Source organism: Tessaracoccus oleiagri (genome assembly GCF_900103275.1).
In the GTDB taxonomy this organism is placed as follows: domain Bacteria; phylum Actinomycetota; class Actinomycetes; order Propionibacteriales; family Propionibacteriaceae; genus Arachnia; species Arachnia oleiagri.
The window spans coordinates 253,452-266,681 of sequence record NZ_FNGP01000005.1 but is presented as its reverse complement, the minus strand read 5'-3'; the positions used below and the strand labels follow the sequence as shown (position 1 = coordinate 266,681).

Below are 13,230 nucleotides of genomic sequence, written 5' to 3'. Positions count from 1 at the left end.
GCCCACTGCAGCGCCAGCAGGAAGATACCGAGCACGAACGGCAGCAGCAGGGTCACCTGCACGGAGCCGCTCAGCCCACGCTCACCTCGTCGTCGCACGCCCCCATTCTTAGCCGGTCGGCCGGGTCACGCGAGCACCCCGTCGGCCGCCTGTGGACAACTCGGACGAACCAGCCGAACAAACGAAGAGGGGCCGCCGGTGATGAGCACGGAGATCAGTGCACCACCGGGAGCATCTCCCGGGCATCGGTGTACGAATAGCCGCAGAGCTCCAGGAGGTCGATGGTCATCGATCGCATCTGGGCCAGCACCACGGTGGGGGAGAGCCTGGCGTAGACCGTCACAGACGCCGACTTCTCGCCCACAGCGACGATGTCGCGCACCTTCGCAGTCGGCACTCGACCGGCGAAGAGTTCGCTGGCGCACTCGTCGACCACCTGCGCCAGGTCGTCGAGGAGGTCGAGATACTCCGGCGGCATCTCCTCGTCGCGGGCCAGTGACACCCATGCCCGCCGCGCAAGGACGCGCATGTTGCGGCAGAACCGGTCCAACGGAACCACCAGGTCCGAGATCTGCGACATCTCACGGCGCCGGCCTCGCAGGAACGGCGACACCCGGACCACCGCCATGCCCTCCTCCGCGGCCTCAAGGAGCCGTGACAGTTCCTCCTCGCTCGCCCTGGCGCGCGCGAGGCTCGCCTTCGCCTCCTTGGCGTCCCGGACGCGCAGCGCATGGGCAAGGCCCCGCAACGTGCCCGTCGCCTCGTGGAGCACCTGGGCCGCGATGATGCGCGGCTTCTGGACGGGCGAAGTGGGCACGAACAACGCGAAGACGAGGGCGACGGTGCAGCCGATCACCGCGTCGAGCCACCGGTTGAAGCCGGCGTCGACGTTCGGGAGCACGGTCATGACGGCGGCGGCCTGCAGCCCGGCCTGCATCGCCATCAGTGTCCGCTGCCCGAGCCAGATGCTGACGCTCATAGCGACGGCCACCGCGAGCATGATCTGCCACACCCCGGTGCCGAAGAAGAAGATGAAGACCTCGCCGAGGAAGACGCCGATCGCCACGCCGATCGCGATCTCGAGGATCCGCGACACTCGCTGCCCGAAGCTCAGCCCGAGGCAGACGATCGCCGCCACCGTCGCCAGGAACGGTGCCTCGTGGCCCACCACCTCGTGGGCGAGCCACCAGGCGATGCCGCCCGCGACGGCGACCTGCAGGATCAGGAACAGCTGGCTGCGCCAGCGCGAGACCCGGCGCCGCTGCGAGCGCCAGCCGCGCCGCGCCGTGCGCTCGCTGACGTCGAAGGCACGCAGCGTGGCGCGCTGGATCGATTGCTGCCAAGTCTCCGCGCCCGCCATGACACGTATCCTGCCCGACTGGCGGGGACCCGCGGGTCACGTGCCGAGGGTTGCCTTCGGGTCCAGGACGACCTTGACGCAACCGTCCTTCTTCTTCTGGAACATCTCGTAGGCGCGGGGCGCCTCGTCGAGTGGCAGTCGATGCGTGACGAGGTCGTCCACTCCCAGCGGGTCGGCGGCGTCCTCCACCAGCGGAAGGAGATCGTCGATCCAGGCCTTGACGTTGCACTGGCCCATCCGGACCTGGATCTGCTTGTCGAACAGCGTGAGCATCGGCATGGGGCTCGCGGCGCCGCCGTAGACGCCGGAGAGCGAGATGGTGCCGCCCCGGCGGACGAGGTCGATCGCCGTGTGCAGGGCCGCGAGCCGGTCCACGCCGGCGTGCTCCATCATCGCCCTGCCCGCCGCGTCGGGCAGCAGGCCGACGGCCTGGTGGGCCAACTTCGCGACGGGTGACCCGTGGGCCTCCATGCCGACCGCGTCGACGACCGCGTCCGGTCCGCGGCCGCCGGTGGCGTCGCGGATGGCCTCGATGGCCGGATCCCCGTAGTCGAAGACCTCGATCCCGTGCCTGGCCGCCATCGCCCGTCTCTCGGGCACCGGGTCGACGGCGAGGACGCGCGCCCCCAGGTGCCGGCCGATTCTGGCGCTCATCTGCCCGATCGGCCCGAGCCCGAGCACGGCGAGGGTGTCGCCCTCCGTCACGTCCGCGTACTTGACCGCCTGCCAAGCCGTGGGGAGCACGTCGCTCAGGAAGAGGTAACGATGGTCGGGAAGCTCGTCGCCCACCCGGATCGCCCCGAAGTCGGCGTGCGGCACGCGGAGGAACTCCGCCTGCCCGCCGGGCACCGACCCGTAGAGCGCCGAGTAGCCGAACAGGCGTGCCCCTGTGCCCTGTTCGCGGACCTGCGTGGTCTCGCACTGGCTGTGCAGGCCGCGCTCGCACATCCAGCAGCGTCCGCAGGCGATGTTGAACGGGATCACCACACGGTCGCCCACCGCGAGCCCCGAACCGGGTCCGGCCTCCACGACGCGGCCCATCGGCTCGTGTCCGATGATGTCACCCTTCGCCATGTAGGGCCCGAGGACCTCGTAGAGGTGGAGGTCCGAGCCGCAGATGGCGGTGGACGTCACCTCGATGATGGCGTCGGTGGGCTCCCGCAGCACGGGGTCGGGGACCGTCTCCACGCTCACGCGCCGCTTGCCCTGCCAGGTCAATGCCTTCATGGTTGCCTCCTGTCCGCCGGGGACCGCTAGTCCCAGAACGTCGTGCGGTCGTTGCGCAGGGCGCGTTGCCTTGCGTATTGGTGCACCTCGTCGAGCAGCTTCTCCTGCCCGAGGAAGGCCTCGATCAGGTCCTCGAACACCTGGGGGTCGAGGCCCAGCGCGGGGGCGTGGTCGCGGAGCGTCTGCCACACCCCGAGCTTCCCGTGGATGGCACTGCGCATGAGGTCGGCCTCCAGCAGCATGGTCATCGGGGAGCGCTCGAGAATCTTGCCGTTGCCCTTCAGCCGGCCGATCCGCTCGCCGGCCCAGGCAGCCGCCTGCCGGTGCGCCTTCCGCTGGAAGCCGAGGTCGTCGATGAGGTTGCGGAGGAAGGTGCGCTCGGCCCGGATCTCCTGCGCGAGCCTGGCGAGCTGCGGGTAGACGGGGGTGTCGACGAAGTCCTCCGCCATCCGCTCGGCGCGGTTCGCCCCCGCGGTGGCGCCGGTCAGGTGGTCGGAGAGGTAGAGCTCGAGCAACTCCTTGGAGAACTGCTCGCGCACGTCGTGCGCCGTCTCCACCTCACCGCCGGCGCTGCCCGCCTCGGCTCCCCGCTCCGCAGGCTCGCCGAGCACGGGCAGGGGCGCGTCATCGGGGGAGCGCGGCAGCAGCGGCGGGGAGGGGTGGCCGACCCCGGCCACCATGCCGTCGAGCAGTTCGGTGAGCGCCTCCGCCGCCGTGTGCAGGGGGCGCCAGCCGAGTTCGTCGACGGCCCGGTTGTTGTCCATCATCGGCACCTGCATCGCCATGTCGATCCAGCCCGCGTCGGCCGCCACGAGCCCCGCACTGTGCGCCGCGGCGACGGCGCCGCGGACCGCGGCCGGGGGCAGCTCCACGAACCGCCCGTGGTCGACGATGTCGGCGAGTTCCTTCGGCCCGAGGATGTCGTCGGCGCAGACGTTGAACGCGCCGGGGGCCCGCTTCACGACGGCGGCAGCGTAGGCCCGTCCGGCATCGTCGGCGTGGAGCGCCTGCAGCACGAGACCCTTCGGCAGCGGCAGGGCCAACGGCTTGGCCAGCTTCAGAGCCTGCACCGGAACCTTGCTGCCGAGGAAGTAACGCTGGATCTCCGACGCCGCCTCCGCCTGGAAGATCAGCGCGGTTCGCAGGCGCGTCACCACCACCTGCGGGTGGTCCGCCGCGAACTGGTCCAACACCCGCTCCTGCGCCGCCTTGTCCGCGCTGTAGTGCGAGGAGTCGACGCCGTCGGTCGCCCAACCCTCGTCCCGACGCACGACCTCGCCGCGGCTGCGCGCCTCGTCGGGGGAGTAGGCGCCCACCGAGGACGCGCTGACGAGGTGCGGTACGCCTGCTGCCGCGACGGCAGCGGCGACGCGCTCGGTGCCTTCGACATTCACGCGACGCAGCAGTTCCCGTCTGCTGTTCGGCTGGATCAGCCAAGCCAGGTGGACGACCGCGTCGGCGCCGCGGAACACGTCGGTCAATTGCTGCACCACGTCATCGGCGGTGCTGGCGGCGGCGATGTCCACCGACTCCCAACGGCATCCCGAGTAGGGCTCGACGTCCTCGCCCGGGAGCCGCCGGGCGACACCGACGATCTCGCTGACCTCCCCGGTGTCCCGCAGGGCGCGGAGCACGGCCGTGCCCACGTTTCCGGTGGCTCCGACAACGACGACTTTCATGGCATCTCCCGGGGGGTGATCGTGGACGGGGTCCGAGGGTCCAGGGCGGCCGATCGGTGTCCTCGACACTACGTCGCGCCGGGTTCACGTCTCCGGTGCCGGACGACGCGCTCCAAGTCCGGTCACGATTGCGTATCACGCAGCGTCCCGACAGGACTGGGAGCGCCGCCACCGGTTAAGGTTGGGCATCGCACCCGACCCTCAGGAGTAGCCCATGCGCGCTCGCCAACTGCTCACTCTTCTCGTCGCGCTGGCAGTCGTCCTCGTCGCCGCGTGCACGCGGCCCGAGTCCCCGCTGCCGATCGACGAGCAGGAGCCGAAGGTGCTGAACGTCGGGGCCACGGGGGAGCCCGACGGCATGGACCCCATCACCGTCACCGGCGCGGGTACGCCGTTCGTGCTCCTGTACAACGTGTACGAGACGCTGGTGAAGCTCGACCCGGAGAAGCGGCCCCAGCCGCTGCTCGCCACCGAGTGGGTGGTCTCCGAGGACGGCCTCCTCTACACCTTCACCCTCGACCGGTTGGCCAAGTTCGCGGACGGTTCCCCGGTGACCGCCGAGGCCGTCGTCAGCAGCTTCCAGCGCATCCTCGACGGCGACGCTCACGGCCAGATCCTGGCCGACTTCGCTCCGGTCGAGGAGGTGCGGGCGGTGGACGAGCGCACGGTCGAGATCGAACTGAACACCCCGTCGAACCAGTTCCTGATCGCCCTGTCGACGCCGTCGGGCATCATCGTGAACCCCGCAGCCGACCCCGCGACGCTCAACCAGACGCCTGCCGGTTCGGGCCCCTACGTCCTCGGTGAGTGGGAGCCGGGCCAGCTGGTCAAGCTGACGCGCAACACGAACTACTGGGGCACGCCCACGCACTTCGACGAGGTCAACTTCCGCTACTACGCGGACCCGAACGCCATGAACACGGCGATGCTCTCCGGCCAGCTGGACATCATCTCGAATCTCACCGTCCCGCAGGCGATCACGCAGTTCGAGGACTCCGAGGACTTCGTCGTCCTCGAGGGCTACACCGACGGCGAGGTCGTGCTCACCTACAACCACGCCAACCCCGCACTGGCCGTCAAGGAGGTCCGCCAGGCGCTGAACCACGCCGTCGACCGCCAAGCGGTGGTCGACGCCGCGTGGGGCGGAAAGGGCGAGTTGATCGGCTCCATGGTCCCGCCGACCGAGCCTTGGTACGAGGACCTCAGCGACTTCTACCCCTACGACCCCGAGCGCGCGAAGGAACTCCTCGCCGAGGCCGGCTACGCGGAGGGGCTCACCCTGCGGCTCCGCGTCCCCACGCTGCCCTACGCGCCGCTGGCGGCGCGCTCCATCCAGGCCCAGCTGCGTGAGGTGGGCGTCGAGGCCGCCGTGGAGGAACTGGAGTTCAGCACGTGGCTGGAGCAGGTCTTCGCCAACAAGGACTACGACATGACGATCGTGGCCCACGTCGAGCCGGGGGACCTGCCGATGTACGCGATGCCGAACAACTACATGAACTACGACAACCCGGTCTTCAATGAGCTCATCGCGGAGGCCGACCGCGGGACGCCGGAGGAGTTCGTCGAGAAGCAGAAGGAAGCCGCCCGGCTGCTCACCGAGGACGCCGCCGCCAACTGGCTCTGGCTGCTGCCGAACATCATCATCACCACTCCGGAGATCTCCGGCGTCCAGGAGAACCAGACCTCGCTGGCCTTCGACGTGACGACCATCGCCTCGTCCCAGTGAGCGTGCCGTGAGACGCGTGCTCATCAGGCTCGCGTGGTTCCTGGGCAGCCTGCTGCTCGCCTCGTTCCTGATCTTCGCGGCGACGAACGCGCTGCCCGGCGACATCGCGAACTTCCTGCTCGGTACCAACGCGCGGCCGGAGGAGGTCACGGCGCTGCGGGAGCGGCTCGGCCTCAACCGGCCGTTCCTCGTGCGCTACCTCGAGTGGCTGGGTGGCGTGGTCGTCGGCGACTTCGGCACCTCGCAGATCACGGGCCGCCCGGTCACCGAGATGATCCTGCCCCGGCTGGAGGTGTCCGCCTGGCTCGTCGGCCTCGCGACGATCGGGTCGCTGTTGATCGCGCTGCCCGTCGGCGCCTACGCCGCGCTGCGTCGCCGCCACCTCGACGGGGTGGCGGTCTCGGCGGTGTCGCAGTTCGGGCTCGCCGTGCCATCGTTCTGGGCGGGGATCTGGCTTGTGGTGCTGTTCGCGGTGCAGTTGCGCTGGTTCCCGGCGGGCGGCTACGTCTCGTACTGGGACTCGGTCGGCGAGTGGGCGCTGCACCTGGTGCTCCCGGTGGGTGCGCTCTCGATCGTGCAGGCGAGCGTGATCAGCCGTTACGTCCGCAGCGCCGTCATCGACGTGCTCCACACGGACTACTTCCGCACTGCCCGGGCCATCGGCTGGTCGCGGATCGGTGCCCTCTGGCGCCATGGCCTGCGCAACATCTCGATCTCGCTGCTCACCGTGATCGGCCTCCAGGTGACGACCCTGCTCGTCGGCGCCATCATCATCGAGCAGGTCTTCGCGATCCCGGGCCTGGGCTCGCGCCTGCTGCTCGCGGTGACGCAGCGGGACCTCGTCATCGTGCAGGGCATCGTCCTCGTGCTGGTCTGGGCGGTGCTGCTCATCAACTTTCTCGTCGACGTGGCGTACCAGTTCCTGGACCCCAGGCTGAAGCGGGCCGCGGCATGAGGGGCTCGTCGCTCTGGGCGGGAGCGTTCCTGATCGGCCTGGTGGCGCTCACCGCGGGCGTCGCCCTGTTCTGGACACCGTTCGACCCGACGGCCAACGGGCCCCTGCGGCTTGCGCCCCCAGGCTGGCCGCACCTGCTGGGGACCGACGCATTCGGCTCCGACGTGCTGTCGCGGCTCATGGCCGGGGCCAAGGTCGTGCTCCTCGTCGGCGTGCTCTCGGTGGTGGGGGCCGCGGTCGTCGGCGTCCCGGTGGGTATCGCCGCGGCGATGCTGCCTCGCGCCTGGGGCGAGATCCCTGCACGCCTGTCCGACATCCTCTACGGCTTCCCGGCGCTGCTGCTGGCGATTCTGTTCGCCGCCGCGCTGGGCGGCTCGACCTGGACCGCGGTCATGGCCATCGGCATCGCCACCATCCCCGCCTTCGTCCGCATCGCCCGCGCCGGCACCCTCGAGGTGCTCAGCCAGCCCTACGTCGAGGCCGCCCAGCTCGCGGGGCTCGGACCGCTGGCCATCGCCCGCCGCCACGTCCTGCCCAACATCGCGCCGCTGGTGTGGGTGCAGGCCTCCGTGAGCTTCGGCATCGCGATCCTGTCCGAGGCGGGCCTCAGCTACCTCGGCCTCGGCAGCGGGCCGGACTCCCCGACCTGGGGCCGGATGCTGCGCGAGGCCCAGGACCACCTGTTCTCCACGCCCATCCTCGCGCTGTGGCCCGGTCTGGCGGTCGCCTTCGCCACGCTCGGCTTCAACCTCCTCGGCGACGGCCTCCGGGACGTGCTCGACCCCCGGCTCCGGGAGCGCGCATGAGCTTCTTGGAAGTGGACGACCTGACCGTGCGGTTCGGCGACACCGTGGCGGTGGACCACGTCGGCTTCGCCGTCGAGGACACCGGCCGTCTCGGCATCATCGGCGCCTCCGGATCCGGCAAGTCGGTGACGTCGCTCGCCATCGCCGGCCTGCTGAGCGAAACGGCACGCGTCACCGGCAGCATCCGCCTCGACGGGCAGGAACTCGTGGGCCTGCGCGAGCGCGAGTACCGCGAACTGCGGGGCAGCAAGCTGTCGATGATCTTCCAGGAACCCATGACCGCCCTCGACCCCACGATGCGCGTCGGGCGCCAGATCGCGGAGGTCATCGCCCTGCACGAGCGCCGCTCCGGCAAGCGGCTGACCGTCGAGGCGGAACTGGCCCGGGTGGGCATCCGTGACCCGCAGCGGGTCGGCGAGTCCTTCCCGCACCAACTCTCCGGGGGCCAACGCCAGCGGGCGCTGATCGCCATGGCCATCATCAACCGGCCCGGCCTGGTCATCTGCGACGAGCCCACCACCGCCCTCGACGTGCTGGTGCAGAAGCAGATCCTGGGGCTCCTCGACGAGGTGCTCACCGACCGGGCCGCGCTGTTCGTGTCGCACGACCTCGCCGTCGTGCGGGAGGTCTGCCGCCACATCATCGTCATGGAGCACGGCCGCATCGTGGAGCAGGGCGACGTCGACGACGTCATCGCCACCCCCGAGCACGAGTACACGGCGCGCCTCGTCGCGGCCGCGAGGGGGACGCTGTGAGCCTGATCGAGATCCGCGGGGGAGCGGTCACCTACACCCGCCGCGGCGTGCCGTTCGTGGCGGTGCGCGACGTCGACCTCGCCGTCGAACCGGGCGACAGGGTGGGGATCGTCGGCGGCTCGGGCTCGGGGAAGACGACGATCGCGCGCCTCATGCTCGGACTCGTCCGCCCCTCGGCCGGCGACGTGCTGTTCCGGGGGAGGTCGATCGTCACCGGGTCGCCCGACGAACTGCGCAGGTCCGCTTCGCTGGTCTTCCAGGACCCCAACTCCTCACTCGACCCGCGGATGCGCGTCGACCGCATCATCGCCGAACCCCTGCGCCGACGGGCGACCCCCGTCGAGATCGAGGAGGCGCTCGCGTCGGTGGGCCTCGACCCGCAGCACGCGAGGCGGTTCCCCCACCAGCTCTCCGGCGGCCAGCGGCAGCGCGTCGCGATCGCCAGGGCACTCGTCGCAGACCCCAAGCTGCTCGTCGCGGACGAGCCCGTGTCCGCGCTCGACGTGCTCGTGAGGGGCCAGGTGCTCCGCCTCATCCGCGACGAGGTCACCTCCCGCAACCTGGCGCTGGTCATGATCAGCCACGACCTCACGGTGGTCCGCGAGCTGTGCAACCGGGTCTGCGTCGTCCACGACGGGCGGATCGTCGAGGCGGGCCCGGTCGAGGACGTGTTCCAGCGGCCTCGCGACGAGTACACCGTGCGCCTGCTCGAGGCCACCCTCTCCCTCTGACGGACGCGTTGCGGAGAGCCTTGCCGAGCGGGCTAGCATTCCACCTTGTGAAGGCACTGCTACTCGAAAACATCCATCCCGAGGCCGAGCGGGTGCTCGCCTCGCGCGGCTTCGAGGTCCAGACCCACTCCACGGCGCTCGGCGCCGACGAGCTGGTCCAGGCCCTCGACGGCGTGGACTACCTCGGTATCCGTTCCACCACCGACGTGACCGCCGACGTCATCGCGCAGGCGCCGTCGCTGCGGGCCATCGGCGCCTTCTGCATCGGCACGAACCAGATCGACTTGGACGCCGCCGCGGAGGCCGGGATCGCCGCCTTCAACGCCCCCTACTCGAACACGCGCTCCGTGGTCGAGCTGGCCATCGCCGAGATCATCTCCATGGCGCGCCGCCTGACCGAGAAGAACGCCAACATGCACGCCGGGCTCTGGGAGAAGACCGCGACCGGCTCCCACGAGGTCCGCGGGCGCACGCTGGGGATCGTCGGCTACGGCAACATCGGCGCCCAGCTGTCCGTCCTCGCCGAGGCGCTCGGCATGCGCGTCCTCTTCTACGACATCGCCGACCGGCTGCCGCTGGGCAACGCGCGCCGCGTCGACACGCTCGAAGAGCTGCTCAAGCAGTCCGAGACGGTGTCCGTGCACGTCGACGGCAGGGTCGAGAACACCAACCTGTTCGGCGCCCGAGAGTTCGCGCTGATGCCGCGCCGCGCGCTGTTCCTCAACCTGTGCCGCGGCCACATCGTCGACCACGAGGCGCTCCACGACGCGCTGGCCAGCGGCCACATCGCGGGCGCGGCGATCGACGTGTTCCCGCAGGAGCCCAAGAAGCGCGACGCGCACTTCGTGTCCAAGCTACAGGGCATGCCCAACGTGATCCTGACCCCGCACGTCGGCGGTTCGACGCTCGAGGCGCAGGTGGACATCGGCCGCTACGTCGCCGGCAAGCTCGCCGACTACGAGCAGACCGGCTCCACGTCGATGTCCGTGAACTTCCCCGACATCGCCGCCGGCCCCTTCCAGGCGCACCGCATCGTGCACCTGCACCGCAACGTGCCCGGCGTGCTCGCGAGCCTGAACTCGATCTTCGCGTCCAGCGACCTCAACATCGGGGCCCAGTCGCTCGCCACCCGCGGGCAGATCGGCTACGCCATCACCGACGTGCAGGGCGCCCCCCAGCCGGGCATGCTCGACGAGCTGGCCCGCATCGACGGGACCCTGAGGGTGCGACTGCTGGGCTGACTCAGTCGGTGCCGAGGTACTCGAGCACCTGCTCGTGCAGCAGCCCGTTGGTGGCCAGCGCGCCCGGCCCGCGGACGCCGTCGGTGCCGTCGAGGTTGGTGAAGCGCCCGCCCGCCTCGCGGACGATCACGTCGAGGGCGGCCATGTCGTAGAGCTCCAGCTCGGGCTCGGTGGCGATGTCCACCGCTCCCTCCGCGACGAGCATGTAGCTCCAGAAGTCGCCGTACGCGCGGGTGCGCCAGCAGTCCCGCATCAGGTTGACGAAGCCCTGGCCCCGTCCCGAGTCGACCCACCCGTCGATGGACGAGTACGACAGGGAGGCATCGCGGATCGCGGGCACCCTCGAGACGTGCAGCTGGGTGGCGTTCAGGATGTTGCGGCCCGTGAAGGCGCCGCCGTTCTTGGAGGCCCACCAGCGCCGACCCAGCGCCGGCGCGGAGACCACCGAGGCGACGACCTCGCCGTCGTCCTCGAGCGCGATGAGCGTGGCCCACACCGGCACCCCGCGCAGGTAGTTCTTGGTGCCGTCGATGGGGTCGATGATCCAACGACGGCTCGACTCGCCGGAGGAGCCCATCTCCTCGCCGAGGATCCCGTCGCGTGGGCGCGTCCGCGAGAGGGTGCGCCGCAAGGACGTCTCCACGGCGGTGTCGGCCTCCGTGACGGGCGTGTTGTCGGGCTTCGAGTTGAATTTGAGGTCCTGGGCCTTGAAGCGATTCATCGCGAGGGAGTCCGCGTCGTCGGCCATGACGTGGGCGAGGCGCAGATCGTCGTTGTAGCTCGAAACCATGGCCCCAAGGCTAGTGGATGGGTCTTGAACGACGGCGAGCGTGGGTAGAATGGCGGATTGTGGCTCAGGAAGATCTCGTAACCCGTCTGGAAGCGCTCGGCCGTTCGCTCGAATCGATCGAGGCGGTGGCCGACCTGCCCAAGCTCAGGGCGGAGATCGATGACCTCAGCGAGCAGGTCGCCGCGCCGGACCTCTGGGACGACCAGGAGAACGCGCAGCGCGTCACCTCCCAGCTGTCCGCGAAGAACGCCGAACTCGAGCGCCTCACCGAGCTGCGCACCCGCGTCGACGACGCGGACATGATGCTCGAACTCGCCCAGGAGGAGGGCGACGCCGACACCGTCGCCGAGGTCGCTGCGGAACTCGATCGGCTGCAGAAGGACATCCAGGCCCTCGAGGTCCGCACGCTCCTCTCCGGGGAGTACGACTCCCGCGACGCGCTCGTCACCATCCGGGCGGAGGCCGGGGGCGTCGACGCCGCCGACTTCGCCGAGATGCTGCTGCGCATGTACACCCGGTGGGCGGATCGCCACGGCTACAACGTCGAGATCTACGACACCTCGTACGCGGAGGAGGCCGGCCTCAAGTCGGTGACGTTCGCGGTGAAGGCGCCGTTCGCGTACGGCACTCTGTCGGTCGAGCAGGGCACCCACCGGCTGGTGCGGATCTCGCCCTTCGACAACCAGGGCCGCCGGCAGACGTCGTTCGCCGGGGTGGAGGTGCTCCCGGTGACCGAGGAGACCGACCACATCGACATCCCCGAGGCCGACATCCGCGTCGACGTGTTCCGCTCGTCGGGACCGGGCGGACAGTCGGTCAACACCACCGACTCCGCCGTGCGGATCACCCACCTGCCGACCGGGCTCGTCGTGAGCTGCCAGAACGAGAAGTCCCAGCTGCAGAACAAGGCGGCGGCGCTGCGCGTGCTCCAGTCACGGCTCCTCGAGCGGGCGCGGCAGGAGCGCGAGCAGGAGATGAACGCGCTCAAGGGCGACGGCGGCAACTCGTGGGGCGCCCAGATGCGGTCCTACGTGATGAACCCGTACCAGATGGTCAAGGACCTGCGCACCGAACACGAGGTCGGCAACCCCTCGGCCGTGTTCGACGGTGAGATCGACGACTTCATCGACGCCGGCATCCGCTGGCGGAAGCGGGCCGAAATCGCGTCCTGACCTCGCGTGTCAGGTTTCCCGAACCTTGACGCCGGTCGTAGACTCTCCCCGACCCCACTGAGAATTTCTCAGCTTCCCCACCGTGGTCGGAGATTGTCTGCGTGATCAAGTTCGAGGACGTAACCAAGTTCTATCCAGGGCAGGAGACCGCTGCCCTGCGGAACATCAACCTGGAGATCGACAAGGGCGAGTTCGTCTTCCTCGTCGGCCAGTCCGGCTCGGGCAAGTCGACGTTCCTGCGCCTCATCCTGCGCGAGTACCGGCCGACGAAGGGCAACCTCTACGTCGCCGGCAAGAACCTCGCGACCCTGAACCAGTGGAAGGTGCCCCAGTTGCGCCGCCAGATGGGGATGGTGTTCCAGGACTTCCGACTGCTGCCGGGGAAGACGGTCTACGAGAACGTGGCGTTCGCGCTCCAGGTGATCGGCAAGCCGAACAAGCTGATCCGCCGGATCGTCCCCGAGACGTTGGAGCTCGTGGGGCTCGCGGGCAAGGGCGACAGGCTGGGTGAGGAGCTCTCCGGTGGTGAGCAGCAGCGCGTCGCGATCGCGCGGGCGTTCGTCAACCGGCCGAAGATCCTGATCGCCGACGAGCCGACCGGCAACCTCGACCCCGAGACGTCCGTCGGCATCATGAAGCTGCTGGACCGGATCAACCGCACAGAGACCACCGTGATCATGGCCACCCATGACGCGTCCATCGTCGACCAGATGCGCCGTCGTGTGCTGGAGCTGCGCAATGGCGAGCTCGTGCGCGACCAGTCCAAGGGCATCTACGGCACGGCTTAG

12 protein-coding genes are annotated in these 13,230 nt (G+C 69.8%); 8 read left to right on the top strand and 4 right to left on the bottom strand.

The annotated features are described in order from the left end of the window. Positions 1-214: 214 nt before the first annotated feature. Genes BLR46_RS13615 through BLR46_RS13605 form a run of 3 tightly spaced genes read right to left on the bottom strand, consistent with a single transcriptional unit; the run spans position 215 to position 4,266 of the window. Positions 215-1,360: an FUSC family protein gene (locus tag BLR46_RS13615; RefSeq protein WP_093253236.1), complete on the bottom strand. Its 1,146-nt coding sequence runs from the start codon at positions 1,358-1,360 to the stop codon at positions 215-217. A 36-nt stretch (positions 1,361-1,396) separates the two neighbouring features. Next, the gene (locus BLR46_RS13610; protein ID WP_093253233.1) at positions 1,397-2,587 is read right to left on the bottom strand and encodes a zinc-dependent alcohol dehydrogenase; all 1,191 of its coding nucleotides are present in this window, start codon (positions 2,585-2,587) and stop codon (positions 1,397-1,399) included. 26 nt (positions 2,588-2,613) lie between these two features. Beyond that, positions 2,614-4,266, bottom strand: coding sequence for an NAD-dependent epimerase/dehydratase family protein (locus BLR46_RS13605; protein WP_093253230.1), 1,653 nt, complete (start codon positions 4,264-4,266; stop codon positions 2,614-2,616). 214 nt (positions 4,267-4,480) lie between these two features. On the opposite strand from BLR46_RS13605, the gene BLR46_RS13600 reads away from it, so the two are divergent. Genes BLR46_RS13600 through serA form a run of 6 tightly spaced genes read left to right on the top strand, consistent with a single transcriptional unit; the run spans position 4,481 to position 10,480 of the window. Continuing rightward, positions 4,481-5,992 (top strand): ABC transporter substrate-binding protein, encoded by a 1,512-nt coding sequence (locus BLR46_RS13600; RefSeq protein ID WP_093253228.1) that lies wholly within the window; start codon positions 4,481-4,483, stop codon positions 5,990-5,992. A gap of 7 nt (positions 5,993-5,999) precedes the next feature. Next, entirely contained in the window at positions 6,000-6,947 is a 948-nt protein-coding gene (locus BLR46_RS13595) for an ABC transporter permease (RefSeq protein WP_093253227.1), read from the top strand. Further along, on the top strand, positions 6,944-7,753 hold the full coding sequence (locus BLR46_RS13590) for an ABC transporter permease (RefSeq protein ID WP_093253225.1): 810 nt from the start codon (positions 6,944-6,946) through the stop codon (positions 7,751-7,753). Before BLR46_RS13595 ends, BLR46_RS13590 begins: the two co-directional genes overlap by 4 nt. Further along, positions 7,750-8,508: an ABC transporter ATP-binding protein gene (locus tag BLR46_RS13585; RefSeq protein WP_093253224.1), complete on the top strand. Its 759-nt coding sequence runs from the start codon at positions 7,750-7,752 to the stop codon at positions 8,506-8,508. The genes BLR46_RS13590 and BLR46_RS13585 overlap by 4 nt, the downstream gene beginning before the upstream one ends. Beyond that, positions 8,505-9,239 carry an ABC transporter ATP-binding protein gene (locus BLR46_RS13580; RefSeq protein WP_093253222.1) on the top strand — a complete coding sequence of 245 codons (735 nt, stop codon included), beginning with the start codon at positions 8,505-8,507 and terminating at the stop codon, positions 9,237-9,239. Before BLR46_RS13585 ends, BLR46_RS13580 begins: the two co-directional genes overlap by 4 nt. A 47-nt stretch (positions 9,240-9,286) precedes the next feature. After that, a complete protein-coding gene (gene serA / locus BLR46_RS13575) occupies positions 9,287-10,480 on the top strand; it encodes a phosphoglycerate dehydrogenase (RefSeq protein ID WP_093253220.1) in 1,194 nt (397 codons plus the stop codon). Between the two features lies 1 nt (position 10,481). On the opposite strand, the gene hisN is transcribed toward serA, so the two are convergent. Beyond that, a complete protein-coding gene (gene hisN, locus BLR46_RS13570) occupies positions 10,482-11,270 on the bottom strand; it encodes a histidinol-phosphatase (protein WP_093253217.1) in 789 nt (262 codons plus the stop codon). A gap of 59 nt (positions 11,271-11,329) precedes the next feature. Here hisN and prfB point away from each other — a divergent pair, with 59 nt between their 5' ends. Beyond that, positions 11,330-12,442, top strand: coding sequence for a peptide chain release factor 2 (gene prfB, locus BLR46_RS13565; RefSeq protein ID WP_245701717.1), 1,113 nt, complete (start codon positions 11,330-11,332; stop codon positions 12,440-12,442). Positions 12,443-12,543: 101 nt separating this feature from the next. Next, entirely contained in the window at positions 12,544-13,230 is a 687-nt protein-coding gene (gene ftsE, locus BLR46_RS13560) for a cell division ATP-binding protein FtsE (RefSeq protein WP_093253212.1), read from the top strand.

Coding starts and splice junctions, on each gene's coding strand:
- BLR46_RS13590 (WP_093253225.1), top strand. CDS start 6,944: ATGAGGGGCTCGTCGCTCTGGGCGGGAGCGTTCCTGATCGGCCTGGTG.
- BLR46_RS13600 (WP_093253228.1), top strand. CDS start 4,481: ATGCGCGCTCGCCAACTGCTCACTCTTCTCGTCGCGCTGGCAGTCGTC.
- hisN (WP_093253217.1), bottom strand. CDS start 11,270: ATGGTTTCGAGCTACAACGACGATCTGCGCCTCGCCCACGTCATGGCC.
- BLR46_RS13605 (WP_093253230.1), bottom strand. CDS start 4,266: ATGAAAGTCGTCGTTGTCGGAGCCACCGGAAACGTGGGCACGGCCGTG.
- BLR46_RS13585 (WP_093253224.1), top strand. CDS start 7,750: ATGAGCTTCTTGGAAGTGGACGACCTGACCGTGCGGTTCGGCGACACC.
- BLR46_RS13615 (WP_093253236.1), bottom strand. CDS start 1,360: ATGGCGGGCGCGGAGACTTGGCAGCAATCGATCCAGCGCGCCACGCTG.
- BLR46_RS13610 (WP_093253233.1), bottom strand. CDS start 2,587: ATGAAGGCATTGACCTGGCAGGGCAAGCGGCGCGTGAGCGTGGAGACG.